Genomic DNA, 16,480 nt, shown 5'->3' with positions numbered 1-16,480 from the left:
GCGAGTGTGTTGCGACGATAATGATAAGTAAAATCTATTTAATTTATGATTGGGGAAATTTTTCCGATACCTGAGGCGGCCCCGAAAAGCCGAACGAACGGCACCTGGCTACCAAGCGGGTTCCGCCGTCCAACATCCGCAACCGTGGCACGCGCGGATGACGACCCGATGACAATCGCCAAGATGGAAGATCTCGCTACGATTGACCAAAACGGCTCAAGTGAACACGACGCCGTTCACTTGAGCCCTGAGGCGCCTGTCGAGTGAGCGCACCATAACCGCGCGTCCATCGAGAATTTCAAAACAGCGCGCGAGCGTATCGTCTTCCAGCCGACGCATGGCTTCGACCGTGAAAAAGGTGAGATGTGGAAACAGGATGACGTTGTCACGCCCGTATAGCGCGCTCATCGGATGGCCGGTCCTGGTGAGCGGTTCCAGCGAATAAACATCCAGCCCGACGCCCCCCATCCGATCCTTCACCACGGCCTCAACCAACGCTTCCTCATCGACCAAGGCACCGCGCGAGACATTGATCAGGACGGCCGTGGGTTTCAGACAGGCCAGTTCCTCCCGACCGATCAGGCCTCGTGTCTCACCGTTGAGCACACAATGAAGCGAGACAAAATCGCATGCGCCGAGCATGGTCTTGAGGTTATCCACCTTCTCGATTCCGGCCGCAGCGAGTTCGATACGATCCGCATGGGGATCGTAAGCCAGCACGCGCGCGCGAAATCCCTGGGCCGCCATGCGCGCCATCGATCGGCCAATCTTGCCACAGCCGACAATGCCAAGCGTGGAGCCGGCAATGTCGCGCCCGAGCCATCGCTGCGCGGGCCAGATCCAGCCGTCGCGCTGAACCGCGCCCGAAATCTCCGGCAGCCGCTTGGCCAATGCAATCATCAGGGCAAAGGCGCCTTCGGCGACCGTTTCCTCCGCATATTCCGGCACGTTCACCACCGGAATACCGCGCCTGATCGCGGCGGGGATGTCGATGGCATCGATCCCGACGCCATATTTGACGATACCCTTCAGGCGGGTCGCGGCCTCAATCACCTTCGCGGTGATCGGCGTATAGCACATGAGAAGTAGATCGGCGTCGGCGACCGCACGCGCCAGTTCCATTTCTGGAATGCCATCGGGCAACGTTACCAGTTCGACGCCGCGCGCCCGCAAACCGGCATCGATGCCGGGACATTCCAGCTCACGATCCGTGCGAATTGCCTTCATCGACTCCCCTCCGACAGAAAAGCCGATCCATCGGCCACTTGCGCCCTAGTCAGCAAGCACAGCCGCTTCGACAATGTCGAGCGCACGGTCGAGGTCGGCCTTTGCGATTATCAGTGGCGGCGAGAGCGTCAGCACATTGCCCTGGCTGATCTTGAAGGACAGACCTTGCTCCAGGCAGCGGTAGTAGATGCGCTCGGCAAGTGCATGGTTCGGCTGGAACGTTTCTTTATTTTCGACGATCTCGACGCCAAACATCAGTCCCCTGCCCCGAACATCGCCGACATATGGCGAGCGTGCCATCAAGTCGCGCATCCGGCTCATCGCATGGTCACCAAGTTCGGCCGCCCTCTCCGCCAGTCCCTCCTCGCGCACAATAGCAATCGTGGTCAGGGCCGCCCGTGTGGTGACGGGGTTCTTCTCATGCGTGTAATGACCAATGGCATAATCGCCCGCGACATCGAGATCGTGCCGCGCGATCACCGCAGCAATTGGCAAAATGCCGCCGCCCAACGACTTGCCGAGCACGATGATGTCGGGTGTTGCTTCGTCATGATCGGACGCGAAGAACTTCCCGGTCTTGCCAAGACCTGTGGGAATTTCATCGAAGATCAGTAATGTGCCATGCCGGTCGCAGGCTTCGCGCACAGCTTTCCAAAATCCGGGAGCCGGCACCAGAGGGGTCGCCCGCATCGGCTCTGCCACCACAGCGGCGAAATCCCCTTCCCGGCCAAGTACATAAGAAATCATGTTGGCACAGGCGCGAGCCGATTCTTCCAGCGAATGGGTGCCATACGGGCAATTGCGGCCTGCCCATGGCGCGATATGCTCGGTGCCGGTCATTAGCGGGCCGGCTATGCCGGACCGGAACGTCGCCTCGCCACCGACGCTCGCCGCACCGAAACCGGCGCCGTGGAAAGCGTCCCAGAAGGACAACGTCTTGAAGCGCCCCGTCGCGGCACGCGCCACCTTCAGAGCCACCTCGATGGCGTCCGATCCCCCGGTGGTGAACAACACCTTGTCCAAACTCCCGGGCGCCAGTCGCCCCAGCGTCTCAGCCAGTTCCACCGCCGGTTCGCAGGTGAAGCGACGCGGCGCGAATGGCAGTTCATCAAGTTGCTTCTTGATGGCTTCTTTCAGGCGCGGATGACCATAACCAATATGGTGGACGCTATTGCCGTGGAAATCCATGTAGCGACGCCCGGCCGTGTCCTCGATCCATATGCCCTCCGCCCTGGCGATGGCTGAAACGCAGGGGCTGGATAAGCTCTGATGGAGAAAGGCACTCGCATCCCGCTTCAGCAGCTTTTGCGTGGAAGGATCGTCGAGCCGCGCCGCCCAGGCGCCGCGCGCAGCGGAGGTATTGGATTCGCCTTCGGTGTGGACCAGAGCGGATTGGATGCGCGCCATCTTCAGTTCGCCCACGGCAGCGAGAAAGTCTTGACGTTGGTGAAGGATTTCATCGCCTCGATGACGCCTTCCTTGTAGCCGTTGCCGCTGTCCTTGATGCCCCCGAAGGGGCTCATCTCGATGCGATAACCCGGCACTTCCCAGATGTTGACGGTGCCCACCTTGAGGCCGGCGATATACTTCTGCATACGCCGGTAGTCGTTCGTGCACACTCCGGACGACAAACCGAAGGCCGTGGAATTGGAAAGTGCGATCAGAGCGTCGTCATCGTCGGGCGCACGCACGATCGGGACGATCGGCCCGAACGTCTCCTCCATCACCAGTTCGGACTTGTGCGGGACGCGGTCGACCACGATGGGCGGCAACAGCGCGCCCTGCCGGCCGGGATGGTAGAGGATGTCGGCACCCTGCTCCGCCGCCATATGCACGCGGTCCTCGAACAATTTCGCGGCCCGTTCATGCACGACCGTGCCGAGATCGGTGGCGCGATCCATCGGATCTCCGAACTTTAGCTTCTTTGCCCGCTCCAGCACCAGCGGCACGAAGCGGTCAGCAATCTTCTCCTGCACGAGAATGCGCTTTACCGCCGTGCAGCGCTGGCCGGAATTCTTGGTCGCACCCGCCACGGCCAGATCGGCCGCCTTAGCCAGATCGTCATCGGACAAATCGTTGAGGATGATCAGCGGATCATTGCCGCCAAGCTCTAGAACCTGTCGCTTGTAGCCGGCCTTCGACGCAATCAGCTTGCCCACCGGCACCCCGCCGGTAAAGGTTATCAAATCGATATTGGGATTGGTGATCATCTCCTCGCCGATATCCTTCGGCCAGCCGGTGACCACCGACAGCATTTCCGGCGGCAGCCCGGCCTCATAAAGAATCCGGGCCAGCACCAGCGCCGTCATCGGCGTCAGTTCGGCCGGCTTGACGACAATGCAATTGTTGGTGGCGATCGCCGGCGCGATCTTGTGCGACACCATGTTGAGTGGATGGTTGAAAGGCGTGATCGCCGAGATCGCGCCGATCAGCGGCTCGCGGGTGGTAAAGATCTTGCGCTGCTTGCCATGCGGCGTGAGATCGCACGAGAAGATCTCGCCATCGTCCTTCAGCACCATCTGCCCGGTCAACGTATAGACGTCGAAGGCCCGCCCGACCTCATAGAGCGAATCCTGCTTGGAGATGCCGAGCTCCAGCGTGATGAGGTCGGAAAGCTCCTCCTTGCGGGCGTCGAGCAGTTCGGCAGCCTTGAGCAGGATCTTCTGGCGGTCGTAGCGTGTCAGCTTCGGCGTATAGTTCACCGCGATCTCGAACGCCTTCCTGGCATGTTCGGCATTGCCGGCGGGAACCGTGCCCACTACCGCATCCGTATAGGGATAGTGGACGGCCAGCGTCTCGTCGGCATCGACCTCCCTGCCGGCAATCCGCATCGGCTCGTGGCGAACCTTGATGGAGGTGTCCTGCCTGGTCATTTCTGTGTCCACCGTACCTTGCCGGTCGTGCGTCCTTCGAAGCTCGCCCATCCGGTCCTTTTCTCTACTTCAGCGCCTTGCAGGCTCGCACCTCAGGATGAAGAGCGCCGGCGCCGGAACTCTTCAGCCTCGACCCGCCTCGCCCTTCCTCATCCTGAGATGCGAGCGAAGCGAGCCTCGAAGGACGCACTCGTCAGCCCACCTGCGCCGCCGCTTGCGTTGCATAATAGAAGGCATCGAAATTGCGCAGCGTTGGCGCGTCCGGCAAATCCTTGAGCACGCGATTGACGATGAATGGCACTGTCTGCTCGGTCAGGCCGCCATGCGAGCGCAGTGGTTCATCGAGGGCGGCCAGATTGTGCCGATGCTCGGAGGTGCCGATCGTCTTGTTCTCGCCGGAGATCAGGATGATGTCGCCCATACGATCTTCCGGCAGTTCGAAGCGGGCGCAACCCTCCTCCCGGCCAAGCACAAGAATGATGTCCTCGACCTTGCGCAGCTTGTTCATGATCGCTTCGCGGTCGGCGCCTTTCGGCAGGTAGGCAGTGGCGAAAGAGCCGAGCGCACCATGATGCACCACATAGGGATCGGTGATCGGCAGGATCACACGGGCGGCATCCTTGCCCAGCCATTCATCCAAAAGGTCCTGCACATAGACGACATTGGGCGAGGCGTCCGCATGGTGCTTCGGCTTCATGCCGTGGTCGGCCGTTACCACGATCGCCGCGCCAAGCGCGTCGAGTTCAACCAGATATTTGTCGAACATCTCATAGAAGGCGTCAGCTTGGCGGACGCCGGGGGCGTATTTGTGCTGCACATAGTCGGTGGTGGTGAGATACATCACGTCCGGACGGAACGTCTTCAAGAGTTGCACCCCGGCGGCAAAGACGAACTCCGACAGTTCGGCCGAATAGACTTCCGGAACAGGCAGCCCGAAATGCTTCGAGGCATTGTCGATGCCGTGCTCGGCTTTCGTCGTGGAATCCGACTTCTCGGCCGAGAAGCATAGCGCCCTTCCGTCTTCGAACTTCAACCCCTTGCCGAGCAGCGCCCTCAGCTTGTCCTTGGCGGTCACCACCGCAACCTTGGCGCCAGCGTCGTAAAAGCCTTGAAAGACAGTGGGGGCCCGCAGAAATTTTGGATCGTTCATCATCACCTCCTCGCCCGTTTCCGGGTTGTAGAGGTAATTGCCGCAGATGCCGTGCACCGCCGGCGGCCGGCCCGTCGCGATCGACAGATTGTTCGGGTTGGTGAACGATGGAATGACGGAATGGGCGAAGCGCACCGTGCCCTTTTCCTTGATCTTTACCAGAGCCGGCATCAACCCCGCTTTGATCGCCTCGTCGAGATAAGCGGGTTCGCAGCCGTCGAGACAGATTGCGATCGCCGGTACGCGCGGCCATGCATAATTGCGGCCATTGACCGAAACATTGACAGGGGACATCTGGTTCATCAGTCGTTCTTTCGTAGGTTGAAGCGTTTTCAAGCTGCGAGCTTGGCGCGTTCGGCGATCGCGGTGGCCGGCGGGGCAGCGGTGTCTACCCCCATTTCATTGAGCGATGCGGCGGCGGCCTCTACCACGCGGCGCATGACATGCTCATCCATGTGCCCGATGCATCCGACACGAAAGGACTCCACCACCGTGAGCTTGCCCGGATAGATGATAAAGCCTTTGCCCTTCATCAGGTCATAGAAGCGCGGGAAAGAGAATTTCTCGTGTGCCGGGCAGAAGAAGGTAACGATGATCGGCGAAAGCCACTGCTCGGAAAGCAGGGTTTCGAAACCGAGTTCTCGCATGCCGGCGACCATCACGTCGCGGTTCTTCGCATAGCGCGCACCGCGCCCGGCCACCCCGCCTTCGGCCTCGTGCAGCTTGAGCGCCTGGAGGAAAGCAGCCACCACATGTGTCGGCGGCGTGAAGCGCCACTGACCGGTCTTTTCCATCGCGGCCCATTGCGCATGAATATCGAGACTAAGCGAATGGCTGCGACCCTTGGCGGCTTCCAGTTCGCTCTTCCTGGCAATGACGAAGCCGAAGCCGGGTACGCCCTCGATGCACTTGTTGGCCGAGGAGACCATCACTTCATAGCGGATTTCATTGACATCGAGCGGGATGGCGCCGAAGGCGCTCATCGAATCGATCAGCAACTTGCGGCCTTTGGCATAGACGGCCTCGGAAATCTCGCCGACCGGGTTCAAAATGCCCGAACTCGTCTCGCAATGAATGACGATGACATGCGTGATCGCCGGGTCCGCATCGAGCGCCGCAGCCACCTCTGCGCCGCGCGGCGGCAGGTAATCGCCCTTGTCGATCAATGTATGGGCGCGGCCGAGATATTGCATCGTTTGGGCGGCGCGAAGGCCGTAGGCGCCATTGGCCAGAACCAGCACCTTGCCGTCACGCGGCACGAAGGAGCCCAGCATGGCCTCGACCGCGAACGTGCCGCTGCCCTGGATCGGCACGCAATCGAATTCCCCCTTCTTGTCGCCAGTCAACGCTAGCAGCCGGTTGCGAAGATCGCCCGTCATGGCGCGGAAATCGCCATCCCACGAACCCCAGTCGCGCAGCATCGCCTGCTTGACGGACGAGGCCGTGGTCAGCGGTCCGGGCGTCAGCAGGTATGGCTCACCAAGGGCCGGCGGCTCGAAACCTTCCACTTTGTCTGTCGCTTCGGCTCGCATGGTGTTCTCCGAACGGATGCTTTTCTTTCTCTCTATATCGCTCCAGTCGAAGTATTCGGAAAATCGTTATTTTGTATCCATTGATAAGTTTTTTAGATAACGTGGACGCACGTTGTTTCGAAATGCGGAATCCGCCATGCGCTACGTCCAGCTTCGAGCCTTCCATTATGTCGCCATCACCGGCGGCTTCTCGCGCGCAGCGGAAGAATTGTTCCTGACCCAACCGGCGATTTCGGATCAGGTGCGCAAGTTAGAAGAAGAATATGACATTCTTCTCTTCAACCGGCAGCGCAAGCAGGTGACGTTGACGCCGGCCGGTGAAAAGCTGCTCGCCATCACGCGCAGAATGTTCGATACCGAAAGCCAGGCCTTGGAACTTCTGTCGGAATCGCGCGCGCTTCGGGCAGGCACATTGCGCATCGTCGCCGACGCGGCGCATCATATGCTGCACATATTGGGCAGCTTTCGTGAAAAATATCCGGGCGTGAAGGTAACGATGCGGGCCGGAAACACCGAAACCGTCGTTGAAAGCCTCTACAGCTATGATGCCGACATCGGCGTGCTTGGCGACGTTCCGACCGGACGCGACTTCGAGATCATCACACTGAATTCTTCTCCTATCACTGCCTTTGCGGCTGTAGGCCGGCCGGTCGCGCAACGCGCCAGCCTGAGCTTTACCGATCTTGCCGAGTTGCCCCTGGTGATGCGCGAGCGCGGTTCGCGCACCCGCAAGAAGCTGGAGGAAAGCGCAGCGAAGATCGGCGTTGAACTGAAGCCGATAATCGAGGCGGAAGGTCGCGAAGCGGTTCGCGAGATTGTGGCCTCGGGAGCCGGCATCGGCTTCGTTTCGGAAGCCGAGTTCGGTAATGACTCGCGACTAAAGAAAATCCCGATCGAAGGTCCGGCGATGCTGATGGAAGAATCGCTGATCTGCCTTTCCGAACGCAGCCAGGCCAAGACCATGCGCGCTTTCCTCGATATCGCCCGCACACTGGCGCAATAGCGCCGAAACGGCCGTCAGCGTTCCTCGCGCCGGAACGGCTTGAGCAGAGCTGAGGGCGCCACCGCATTGCGCGACATCAACGCCATGGCGACGATAGTCAGCACGAAAGGCAGCATCAGGAAGATTTCATAAGGGATGTGCCCCAGTCCCGCGGCCTGCAATCGCAGTTGCAGCGCATCGACAAAGGCGAACAGCAGCGCGGCACCGGCAGAACGCCACGGATCCCAGCGCCCGAAGACAACCAGCGCAATCGCCACCCAGCCGCGCCCCGAAATCACGCCGAAGGTAAAGGCATTGAACTGCGCCATGGTCAGGAAGGCGCCGGCCACGCCCATCAATGCACCGCCGAGCATCACCGCCTGGAAGCGCATGCCGATCACGCTCACGCCCGCGGAATCGGCAGCGCGCGGGTTTTCGCCGACCATGCGCAACGAAAGCCCCCATGGCGTGCGGTAGAGCAGGAAGGCGGAGATGGGAATAGCCAGTATCGCCAGATAAACCAGTGTGAACTGGTTGAAGATCGGCGGGCCGATGACCGGAATATCCGAAAGGATGGGAATCGGGACTGGCTTGAAACCTTCGATGCTCGGCGGCACTGACTGCTGGCCGAACACCAGGCGATAAAAGAAATAGGCAAGGCCGGAGCCGAATAGCGTCACGCCGATGCCGCAAACATGCTGGCTGAGGCCAAGCGCCACCGTCAGCACGGCATGAAGCGCGCCCATCAGCGCCCCGGTGATGATCGCAGCGAGGATGCCCAGCCACAAGCTGCCAGTGAGGCTCGCCGTCGTGAAGCCGGTCATCGCTGAAAGCAGCATGATGCCTTCAATGCCGAGATTGAGTACGCCGGCGCGCTCCGAAAACATCTCGCCCAGCGTCGCGAAGGCCAGCGGCGTCGCGATGCGAATGATGGCGGCGAGAAATCCGACCTGGAAGACCTGTTCCAGCACGGCATTCATGACGCGCCTCCCCTGCGGCGTATGCGATAGGCGGTAAACAGCAGCGCAACCAGCATGGCCAGCAGCGCCATGCCCTGGATGACATCGGACAGGAAGGGCGGAACGCCGGTGGCGCGCGACATCGCTTCAGCACCGGTCATCACCGCCGCCAGAAAAATCGCCGCCGGCACGACGCCAAGAGGATTGAGCCTTGCCAGCATGGCGATGACGATACCGGAATAACCGTAGCCCGGCGAAATGTCGCTCATAACCTGAAAATGCACGCCGCCGACTTCTGCAACACCGGCAAGTCCGGCTAGCGCACCTGAAAGGATCGCCGCGAGCACGATGATGCGCTCGACACCGATACCCCCATAACGCGCGGCTTCAGGGTTTTCGCCCGTCACCCTGATCTTGAAACCGAGCGTGGTGCGCGCAATGACGAACCAGACGACCGGTGCCGCGATAAGAGCCACCAGAACGCCCAGATGCAGCCTCGTGCCAGCGAGAAGTACCGGAAGATTGGCCGCATCCTCGATCGGCGGGGAGATCGGATAACCCGACAGCGGATCTTTCCACACTGTCTCGATCAGCGCCATCAGGATATAGAAGACAATGGAGTTCAGCAGCAGCGAACTGACGACGTCATCGACCTTGAGCTTGACGCGCAGCAGCGCCGGAATAAGCGCGACGGCGGCACCGGCGACAGCCCCGACAATCGCCATCAGCAGCATCGCCAGCGGGCCGGCCATCGGAAACGTGCCGACCCAGCAACCGGCCATCGCGCCTGCCAGCAATTGCCCCTCGGCACCGATATTCCAGAATTTTGCCCGGAACGCGACCGCCACCGCCAACCCGGTGAAGATCATCGGCGTGGCCCGAACCAGAGTCTCCGTGACGGCGTAGGTGTCGCCGAACGAGGCATCGAGCATGACGCCGTAGGCCTGGAAGACGCTGGCACCGGCCATCTTGATGAGGCCGCTGCACAGAACCAATGTGGCAATAATGGCCGCGAAGGGTAAAGCGAGGTTGAACCAACCGGGTGTCCGCTGGCGAGGCTCCAGACGCAGCATCAGGCGTTCCCCTCCGCGCCGCTCATCAGCATGCCGAGTCGTGCGACCGTGGCATCGGCGGCATCGAGCATGCCTGCGATGCGTCCCTCATACATCACAGCGATGCGATCAGAGAGCGTCAACAATTCCTCCAGGTCTTCGCTGATCACCAGGATACCGCAGCGTCTTTCCCGCAAGGCCAGGAATTTTTCATGCACGAAGCGCGCAGCACCTATGTCGAGCCCGCGCGTTGGCTGGGCGGCGATCAGCACCTTCGGATCGAAGGCGAGTTCACGCGCCAGCAGTGCCTTTTGGAGATTACCGCCCGATAGCGCGCCGGCCCGGATCATCGGGCCGGGACAGCGTATATCATAGGCCTTGATCTGCTCTTCGGCGAAGGCGATGATCGCGCCCGGCTTTAGCAGGCCCTTGCGGCTGAAAGCCTCCGTGCCGACGCGCGGCAACACCATGGAATCGGCAAGCGGCAGGTTGGTCACCAGCCCCGTCGTCATGCGGTCTTCGGGGATGCGGCCAAGGCCGAGTGCCTGGACCTCGCGCGGCGTGAAACGCGAAACCGCCTTGCCGCCGATCTCGATCTGCCCGGCATTGGGCCGTAGCATGCCTGAAACGACATCTGCCAATGCGCGCTGACCATTGCCGGAAACGCCGGCAATGCCGACAATTTCGCCCTCGCGCACGGAAAGCGAGACGTCGCGCAGCGGCATACCGGGGCCATCCGTCGAAACACGCTCCAGTTGCAGCACTGCCGAACCCGGAACCGAAGGCCCCTTGGCCGGTGGCACGATCTCATGACCGCACATCAGCCGAGCCATCTCTGCCGTCGCAGTCTCGGCAGGCCGGTCGACACGGCCGGCAACGCGCCCATGCCGCAGCACCGTGCAGCGGTGTGTGAGCGCCCGCACCTCGTTCAGCTTGTGCGAGATGAAGATAATGCCCAGTCCCTGTTGGGTCATGGCGCGCAGCGCCGCAAACAGCCCTTCGACTTCCCCCGGCGCCAGTACCGCCGTGGGTTCGTCGAGGATAAGCAGTTTGGCGCCACGATAAAGCGCCTTGACGATTTCAAGCCGTTGCTGCTCGCCGATGGACAGGCTGGAAACAGCGACATCGGGGTCGAGCTTCAACCCGTAACGGTCGGCAATCTCGGCAAGCTTTACCAATGCGCCTGCCCGGTCGAGCCGCCCGTTTTTTCCGGGAATGCCGATCAAAAGGTTTTCCAGCACGCTCATTCGTCCGGCAAGGTGGAAATGCTGATGCACCATGCCGATGCCGGCGGCCAGCGCATCGGCCGAACTGTTGATGACAGTCGGCTTCCCCTCGATGAAGATTTCACCGGCATCGGGCTGGTAGGCACCGAACAGGATGTTCATCAGCGTCGTCTTGCCGGCGCCGTTTTCGCCGAGCAGGCCAAGGATCTCGCCGCGCCCAACGACAAGATCCACCGCCTGGTTCGCCTTTACGGCACCGAAGCTTTTGGAAATGCCACGCATTTCGATAAGAGGGACATCAGGCGACATGGAAGAGCGCAAAGATATGAGAGTCAGGCAACCATAGTGGAGTGAAACTCAAGACACATCCTTCCGGCCCGTAGGCCGGAAAGTCAGCGATTTGAGGCACGGCGTTCAGCGCGATGATCGGCTCAATCCGAGCTTGGCGTGTTTTCGTCCACATCGACGCGGAAGATGCCGTCCATGATCTCGGTCTTGCGCTTCTCCACCATATCCTTCACCTCTGCCGGCAGGATCTGCTCGAACTTGTGGTAGGGCGCGAGTGAGGACCCGCCCTTGGCCATGCGCGAGAAATCGCCATAGTCCTGCGCGGTGAATACGCCGGCCCTGACCAGTTTCACCGCCTGCTCGACCGTCGGAAACATGTTCCACACCGGCCCGGTAATCACTGTCTCGGGCGCAAGGCTCGACTGGTCGGACATGTTGGAAATGGCATAAATGCCCTTCTGCTGGGCTGCCTCGATGACCCCGAAGCGCTCGGCATAGATCACGTCCACGCCGGCATCGATCTGGGCAAGCGCGGCTTCTTTGGCCTTTGGCGGATCGAAAAAGGAGCCGATGAAGGAAACCTTGCGCTTGATGTCCTTGTTGACCTCGCGCGCGCCGGCGAAGAAAGCATTAACCAGCCGGTTGACCTCCGGAATGCCCATCGCGGCTACCGCCCCGATCGTGCCCGATTTCGACATCTTGCCGGCGATCATGCCGGACAGATACGCCGGTTCATGGATCCAGTTGTCGAAGACGCCGAAATTCGGCTCCGCCGGACCTGCACCCGAGCCGAACAAAAATGCCACCTTGGGAAACTGTTTGGCCGTGCGACGCGATTCACGCTCGGCGGCGAAAGCGTCGCCCATTAACAAATCGTAGCCGCCTTGCGCGTATTCGCGCATGACTCGGCCGAAATCGGCGGTCTGCACCTTCTCGGACCATTTGTAGTCGATGCCGAGTTCCTTTTGCGCCTGTTGCAGCGCGACATGCACCTGATGGTCCCAGGGCTCCTCAATCGGTGTGGCGAAAACCGCCGCGACCTTGAGCTTCTTGTCCTCGGCCATGGCGCCGCGCGGCAACGCCGTCACAGCAAGACCGAGAACACCCAGTTCCAGCACCGCGCGCCGGGAAAGCCCACCATTCAGCATAGCCTTGCCCTTGCTCCCATTGTTCATTGCCTGACCCTCTGATTGAGGCCGTCCGCGGAGCCGACCTTATGATTTTATATCCGCCCGACAACTATGGGACGGGCCCTCGATCTTGTCCATATGGTCAAATTTGACAGCGGGATTTACCCGGCAGAAACAGCATCGCCCGCCCATGCGGGGAGCAGCGCACCGAAGTCGATTTGCATCAGTTGACCGCCGCCGTCGTAGAGCATCCCCAGCGCGACGTAAACGATGATCGCAAGCCCCGCCCAGCCGATCCACCGATATCGCGCGAGCAAGGCGGCAACCAGCGTCGAGGCAACCGCCATCAACAACACCGACAAAATCAGGCCAAACACCAGAGCATCGAGTTGATCGCTGGCTGCACCCGCCACGGCCAGCACATTGTCGAGCGACATCGACACGTCAGCGACGACGATCTGGATGATCGCCTGGCGCAGCCTCTTGCCCGGTTTGGCAACCGCCATGGCGCCCTCGCCGGCCATGTCCGGTTCAAGCTCCTGCTGGTCACCGGAATAAAGTTCCCTGAAGAGGTTCCAGCATACCCACAACAGAAGCAGGCCGCCAACCAGCATGATGCCCGGAATTTTTAGAAGTTCGACGGCGACAACGGCAAAGACCACCCGAATGACGGCCGCCGCGGCGATGCCTGCAAAGATCGCCTTCTTGCGCAGATCCCTCGGCAGAGCAGCCGCTGCCATGCCGATGACCACGACATTGTCACCGGATAGAACCAGATTGATGACGATAACCTCGACATAGGCCGCAATGGCGGCCTGATCGATCCCGAACGGCATTCACTGCGCTCCTGTCATGCGACCCGGTTCTCCGTGAATTGCCGCCTACACGACAGGTATTCGGTTTCACCTGCGCACCTGTCAAGGTTTTGGCACCGCCGCTTCCACCCGACCTCAACCGATGCTAGGGCCTCATTCATAGTTACCCAGGGACGACAACCATGCTGCCCATCGAACCCATCTCGTCCTCGGACGAACCGGCCGTGCTGGCACTTAACAACAGTCATGCGGAAGAACTCTCATGGCTGGAGCCGCTGCGCTTGTCATCCATGCTCGGCGCGGCCTTCTACAGCCGCCGCATCGGTTCCCTCGAAGCCTTCATCATCGCCTTCGATCAGGATGCGGCTTATGACAGCCCGAACTTCCAGTGGTTCCGGCAGCGTTTTGACCGCTTCGTCTATGTCGATCGGATAGCCGTCGATGGCGCTGCACGCGGACGTGGCCACGCCCGCAATCTCTATGGCGACCTGTTCGAATACGCAGTTCAGGCAGGGCACGAGATCGTGGTCTGCGAGGTCAATGCCGCGCCACCCAATCCGGCTTCGGACGCCTTTCACGCACGACTCGGCTTTCGCGAAGTCGGCACCGCGGACATTCATGGCGGCAGAAAAACCGTCCGTTATTTCGCCCACGAATTGTTGCCGGGATAAGAAGCAAGCGGCGTCGCCTCAAGGGCGACGCCGCATCATGTCAGTGGATGAACAGTTTCATCGCGTTGGCGAGGGTTTGCAGCACCCCCCAGACCAAAGGAATACCAACGAAGCCCCAGGCAAGGATGAGTTGAAGAGGCGTGGTCCTTTTCTCGTTCATGTCATTCATGGAAGCCTCCTCACTTTCAGTTGGCCGCCGCAAGCGCTTCGCGCTCGGCTTTCATATGGTGGCGCTCATTGACCGCGCGTACCGCCAGATTGCAGATGAAACCGATCACGAACAGGCCCGCCATGATGTACATGGTAGTGTTGTAGGCCTGCGCCTTCGGCACATTGTGGGTGATATTGTACTGGCGAATATAATTCACCAGCACCGGGCCGAAGATGCCGGCTGCCGACCAGGCCGTGAGCAACAGGCCATGAATGGCACCGACATAGCGGGTGCCGAACATGTCACGCAGATAGGCCGGAACCGTCGAGAAACCGCCGCCATACATCGAGATGATGATGCAGAAGCAGACGACAAAACCAGCAACACTGCCGATCGAACCAGTATAAGGCACCAGACAGTATAGGATGAAACCCAGCACCATGAACACGAAATAGGTGTTCTTACGGCCAATAAAATCCGACGTCGTCGCCCAGGCGAAGCGGCCGCCCATGTTGAACAGGCTCATCAGGCCGACAAGGCCCGCCGCCGCGATCGGAGTAATCAGGCCCGGAAACATTTCCTGGCTCATGGCCGAGGCTTGTCCCAGAACGCCGATGCCGGCGGTCGTATTCACGCACAGAATGACCCAGATCAGCCAGAACTGCGGCGTCTTCAGCGCGTCATAGACAAAGACGTCGTTCTTGCTGATGAGCTTGTTCTCCTTCGGTGCGACATAACCCTCAGGCTTCCAGTCAGCCGGCGGAACACGCACGATAATCGAACCGACGACCATGAAGATGAAATAGACCACCCCGAGCACGATGAAGGTTTCCATCACGCCGACATGGGTGTCAGTGGTGAATTTCCTCATCAGCCACACTGACAGCGGCGAAGCGATGAAGGCACCGCCGCCGAAGCCCATGATGGCCATGCCAGTCGCCATGCCCGGCCGATCGGGGAACCATTTGATCAGCGTCGAAACCGGCGAAATGTAGCCGATTCCAAGCGCAATGCCGCCCAGTACGCCATAGCCGAGATAGATCACCCACAGATTGTGGATGGAAACGCCGATGGCCGAAATGAAGAAGCCGGCCGCCCAGCAGCAGGCCGCAGTGAACATGGCCTTGCGCGGGCCGCCCTCCTCCACCCATCGGCCAAACACTGCCGACGAAACGCCGAGGAAGAAGATAGCCAGCGAAAAGATCCAGCCCAGTTCCGTCAACTTCCAGTCGTCAGGTGCCGATTCGGTGATGCCGATCAGCTTGGTCATCGGCAAGTTGAACACGCTGTATGCGTAGGCCTGACCGATACAAAGATGCACACAAAGTGCGGCTGGCGGCACCATCCATCGGCTATAGCCGGGCTTTGCCACCGTCCGGGCACGGCTGAACCAGTTCGTCCCCGCCTCCTGCGTCTGCGCTACCATGCTTCCCTCCCAGAGCAATGAGTCTGATACTCAACGGGCGGGATGATAAGGAATTAGGTCGCAGAGCGATACAATAAACCATACTACTGGATATACGACGAAGGTTTAATTTAGTTGATGTGAAGAAACCGGCGCATTCGCGCCGATTCCCCTGTTTTTATTCGGCTTTTCAGATTCGAATAAAGAACTCAGGCAGCGTTGGCTGCCACGACCGCACGTTTGGCCATTACGCTGATCAAATGCGCGCGATAATCCGCCGACGCATGAATGTCGCTCATCAGGCTGCTTGCCGGCACCTTAACACCATCCAGAGCGGAGGCTTCGAAGGATTTCGCCAGTGCCGCCTCGATCGGCTTGGAACGGAAGACGCCGTCGTCACCGGCGCCCGTTACCGCAACCCTGACCCCATCTTTGCCCTTAGCGACGAAAACGCCGACGATGGCATAGCGGGAAGCCGGGTTGCGAAACTTCTCGTAACCGGCCTTGGCAGGTGCGGTAAATGTGACTGCCGTGATGATTTCCCCATCCTTGAGCGCGGTTTCGAACAAGCCCTTGAAGAACTTGTCCGCCGCGATCTCACGCTTGTTGGTGACGATGGTCGCGCCAAGTGCGAGAAGTGCCGACGGATAGTCCGCGGCCGGATCGTTGTTGGCCACGGAACCGCCGATCGTGCCACGATGACGCACCGCCGGATCGCCGATCAGCGAAGCCAGATGCACCAACGCCGGACAGGCCTTCTTGAGCTTTTCGTCACTGGCGACTTCAAAGTGTGTCGTGCCGGCGCCGATTGTCACCGTCTTGCCCGACACCTTGATGCCCTTGAGTTCCTGAACATGCGACAGGTCGACCAGATCCGATGGCGCAGCCAAGCGCGTCTTCATGGCCGGGATCAGTGTCATGCCGCCCGAAAGCGGCTGAGCATCCCCCGATTTCAGGAGCTTTACGGCATCCGCGACCGAGATGGCGCGATGATAATGGACGGAATACATGTTTGCGCC

At 60.3% G+C, this 16,480-nt stretch carries 15 protein-coding genes; 2 read left to right on the top strand and 13 right to left on the bottom strand.

Annotation, left to right across the window (positions count from 1 at the left end):
- Positions 1–216 precede the first annotated feature (216 nt).
- The 5 genes from BFN67_RS01980 to BFN67_RS01960 all read right to left on the bottom strand — a co-directional run bounded on the left by BFN67_RS01980 (position 217) and on the right by BFN67_RS01960 (position 6,782).
- Positions 217–1,227, bottom strand: coding sequence for a 2-hydroxyacid dehydrogenase (locus BFN67_RS01980; protein ID WP_080917884.1), 1,011 nt, complete (start codon positions 1,225–1,227; stop codon positions 217–219).
- Positions 1,228–1,272: 45 nt separating this feature from the next.
- Entirely contained in the window at positions 1,273–2,634 is a 1,362-nt protein-coding gene (pbfA, locus tag BFN67_RS01975; RefSeq protein ID WP_080917947.1) for a (R)-1-hydroxy-2-aminoethylphosphonate ammonia-lyase, read from the bottom strand.
- 2 nt (positions 2,635–2,636) lie between these two features.
- Positions 2,637–4,100: a phosphonoacetaldehyde dehydrogenase gene (phnY, locus tag BFN67_RS01970; protein WP_080917946.1), complete on the bottom strand. Its 1,464-nt coding sequence runs from the start codon at positions 4,098–4,100 to the stop codon at positions 2,637–2,639.
- Between the two features lie 193 nt (positions 4,101–4,293).
- Positions 4,294–5,553, bottom strand: a complete 1,260-nt coding sequence (phnA, locus tag BFN67_RS01965; protein WP_080917883.1) for a phosphonoacetate hydrolase — start codon at positions 5,551–5,553, stop codon at positions 4,294–4,296.
- A 29-nt stretch (positions 5,554–5,582) separates the two neighbouring features.
- Complete coding sequence (locus BFN67_RS01960) at positions 5,583–6,782, bottom strand: 2-aminoethylphosphonate--pyruvate transaminase (RefSeq protein WP_080917882.1); 1,200 nt, start codon at positions 6,780–6,782, stop codon at positions 5,583–5,585.
- Positions 6,783–6,918: 136 nt separating this feature from the next.
- Between BFN67_RS01960 and BFN67_RS01955 the strand changes: the two genes are divergently transcribed.
- Positions 6,919–7,785: a LysR substrate-binding domain-containing protein gene (locus BFN67_RS01955; protein WP_080917881.1), complete on the top strand. Its 867-nt coding sequence runs from the start codon at positions 6,919–6,921 to the stop codon at positions 7,783–7,785.
- Positions 7,786–7,799: 14 nt separating this feature from the next.
- Here the strand turns inward: BFN67_RS01955 and BFN67_RS01950 are convergent, their stop codons facing one another.
- The 5 genes from BFN67_RS01950 to BFN67_RS01930 form a co-directional block, all read right to left on the bottom strand.
- Positions 7,800–8,744, bottom strand: a complete 945-nt coding sequence (locus BFN67_RS01950; protein WP_080917880.1) for an ABC transporter permease — start codon at positions 8,742–8,744, stop codon at positions 7,800–7,802.
- On the bottom strand, positions 8,741–9,796 hold the full coding sequence (locus BFN67_RS01945) for an ABC transporter permease (RefSeq protein ID WP_080917879.1): 1,056 nt from the start codon (positions 9,794–9,796) through the stop codon (positions 8,741–8,743). Before BFN67_RS01945 ends, BFN67_RS01950 begins: the two co-directional genes overlap by 4 nt.
- Complete coding sequence (locus tag BFN67_RS01940) at positions 9,796–11,310, bottom strand: ABC transporter ATP-binding protein (RefSeq protein WP_080917878.1); 1,515 nt, start codon at positions 11,308–11,310, stop codon at positions 9,796–9,798. Before BFN67_RS01940 ends, BFN67_RS01945 begins: the two co-directional genes overlap by 1 nt.
- Positions 11,311–11,432: 122 nt before the next feature.
- On the bottom strand, positions 11,433–12,464 hold the full coding sequence (locus BFN67_RS01935; protein ID WP_080917877.1) for a BMP family protein: 1,032 nt from the start codon (positions 12,462–12,464) through the stop codon (positions 11,433–11,435).
- 116 nt (positions 12,465–12,580) lie between these two features.
- Positions 12,581–13,255, bottom strand: a complete 675-nt coding sequence (locus tag BFN67_RS01930; RefSeq protein ID WP_139788984.1) for a YjbE family putative metal transport protein — start codon at positions 13,253–13,255, stop codon at positions 12,581–12,583.
- A gap of 161 nt (positions 13,256–13,416) precedes the next feature.
- On the opposite strand from BFN67_RS01930, the gene BFN67_RS01925 reads away from it, so the two are divergent.
- Entirely contained in the window at positions 13,417–13,905 is a 489-nt protein-coding gene (locus tag BFN67_RS01925; protein ID WP_080917876.1) for a GNAT family N-acetyltransferase, read from the top strand.
- Between the two features lie 40 nt (positions 13,906–13,945).
- Here the strand turns inward: BFN67_RS01925 and BFN67_RS25040 are convergent, their stop codons facing one another.
- The 3 genes from BFN67_RS25040 to BFN67_RS01915 form a co-directional block, all read right to left on the bottom strand.
- Positions 13,946–14,074, bottom strand: a complete 129-nt coding sequence (locus BFN67_RS25040; protein ID WP_192856743.1) for an MFS transporter small subunit — start codon at positions 14,072–14,074, stop codon at positions 13,946–13,948.
- A gap of 16 nt (positions 14,075–14,090) precedes the next feature.
- Positions 14,091–15,482 carry an L-lactate MFS transporter gene (locus tag BFN67_RS01920; RefSeq protein WP_080917875.1) on the bottom strand — a complete coding sequence of 464 codons (1,392 nt, stop codon included), beginning with the start codon at positions 15,480–15,482 and terminating at the stop codon, positions 14,091–14,093.
- A gap of 188 nt (positions 15,483–15,670) precedes the next feature.
- A complete protein-coding gene (locus tag BFN67_RS01915) occupies positions 15,671–16,471 on the bottom strand; it encodes an FAD binding domain-containing protein (protein WP_080917874.1) in 801 nt (266 codons plus the stop codon).
- Positions 16,472–16,480 lie beyond the last annotated feature (9 nt).

The sequence above is a fragment of the Manganibacter manganicus genome (assembly GCF_002075885.1).
Taxonomy (GTDB): domain Bacteria; phylum Pseudomonadota; class Alphaproteobacteria; order Rhizobiales; family Rhizobiaceae; genus Mesorhizobium; species Mesorhizobium manganicum.
This window is presented reverse-complemented; position numbering and strand designations above follow the sequence as displayed.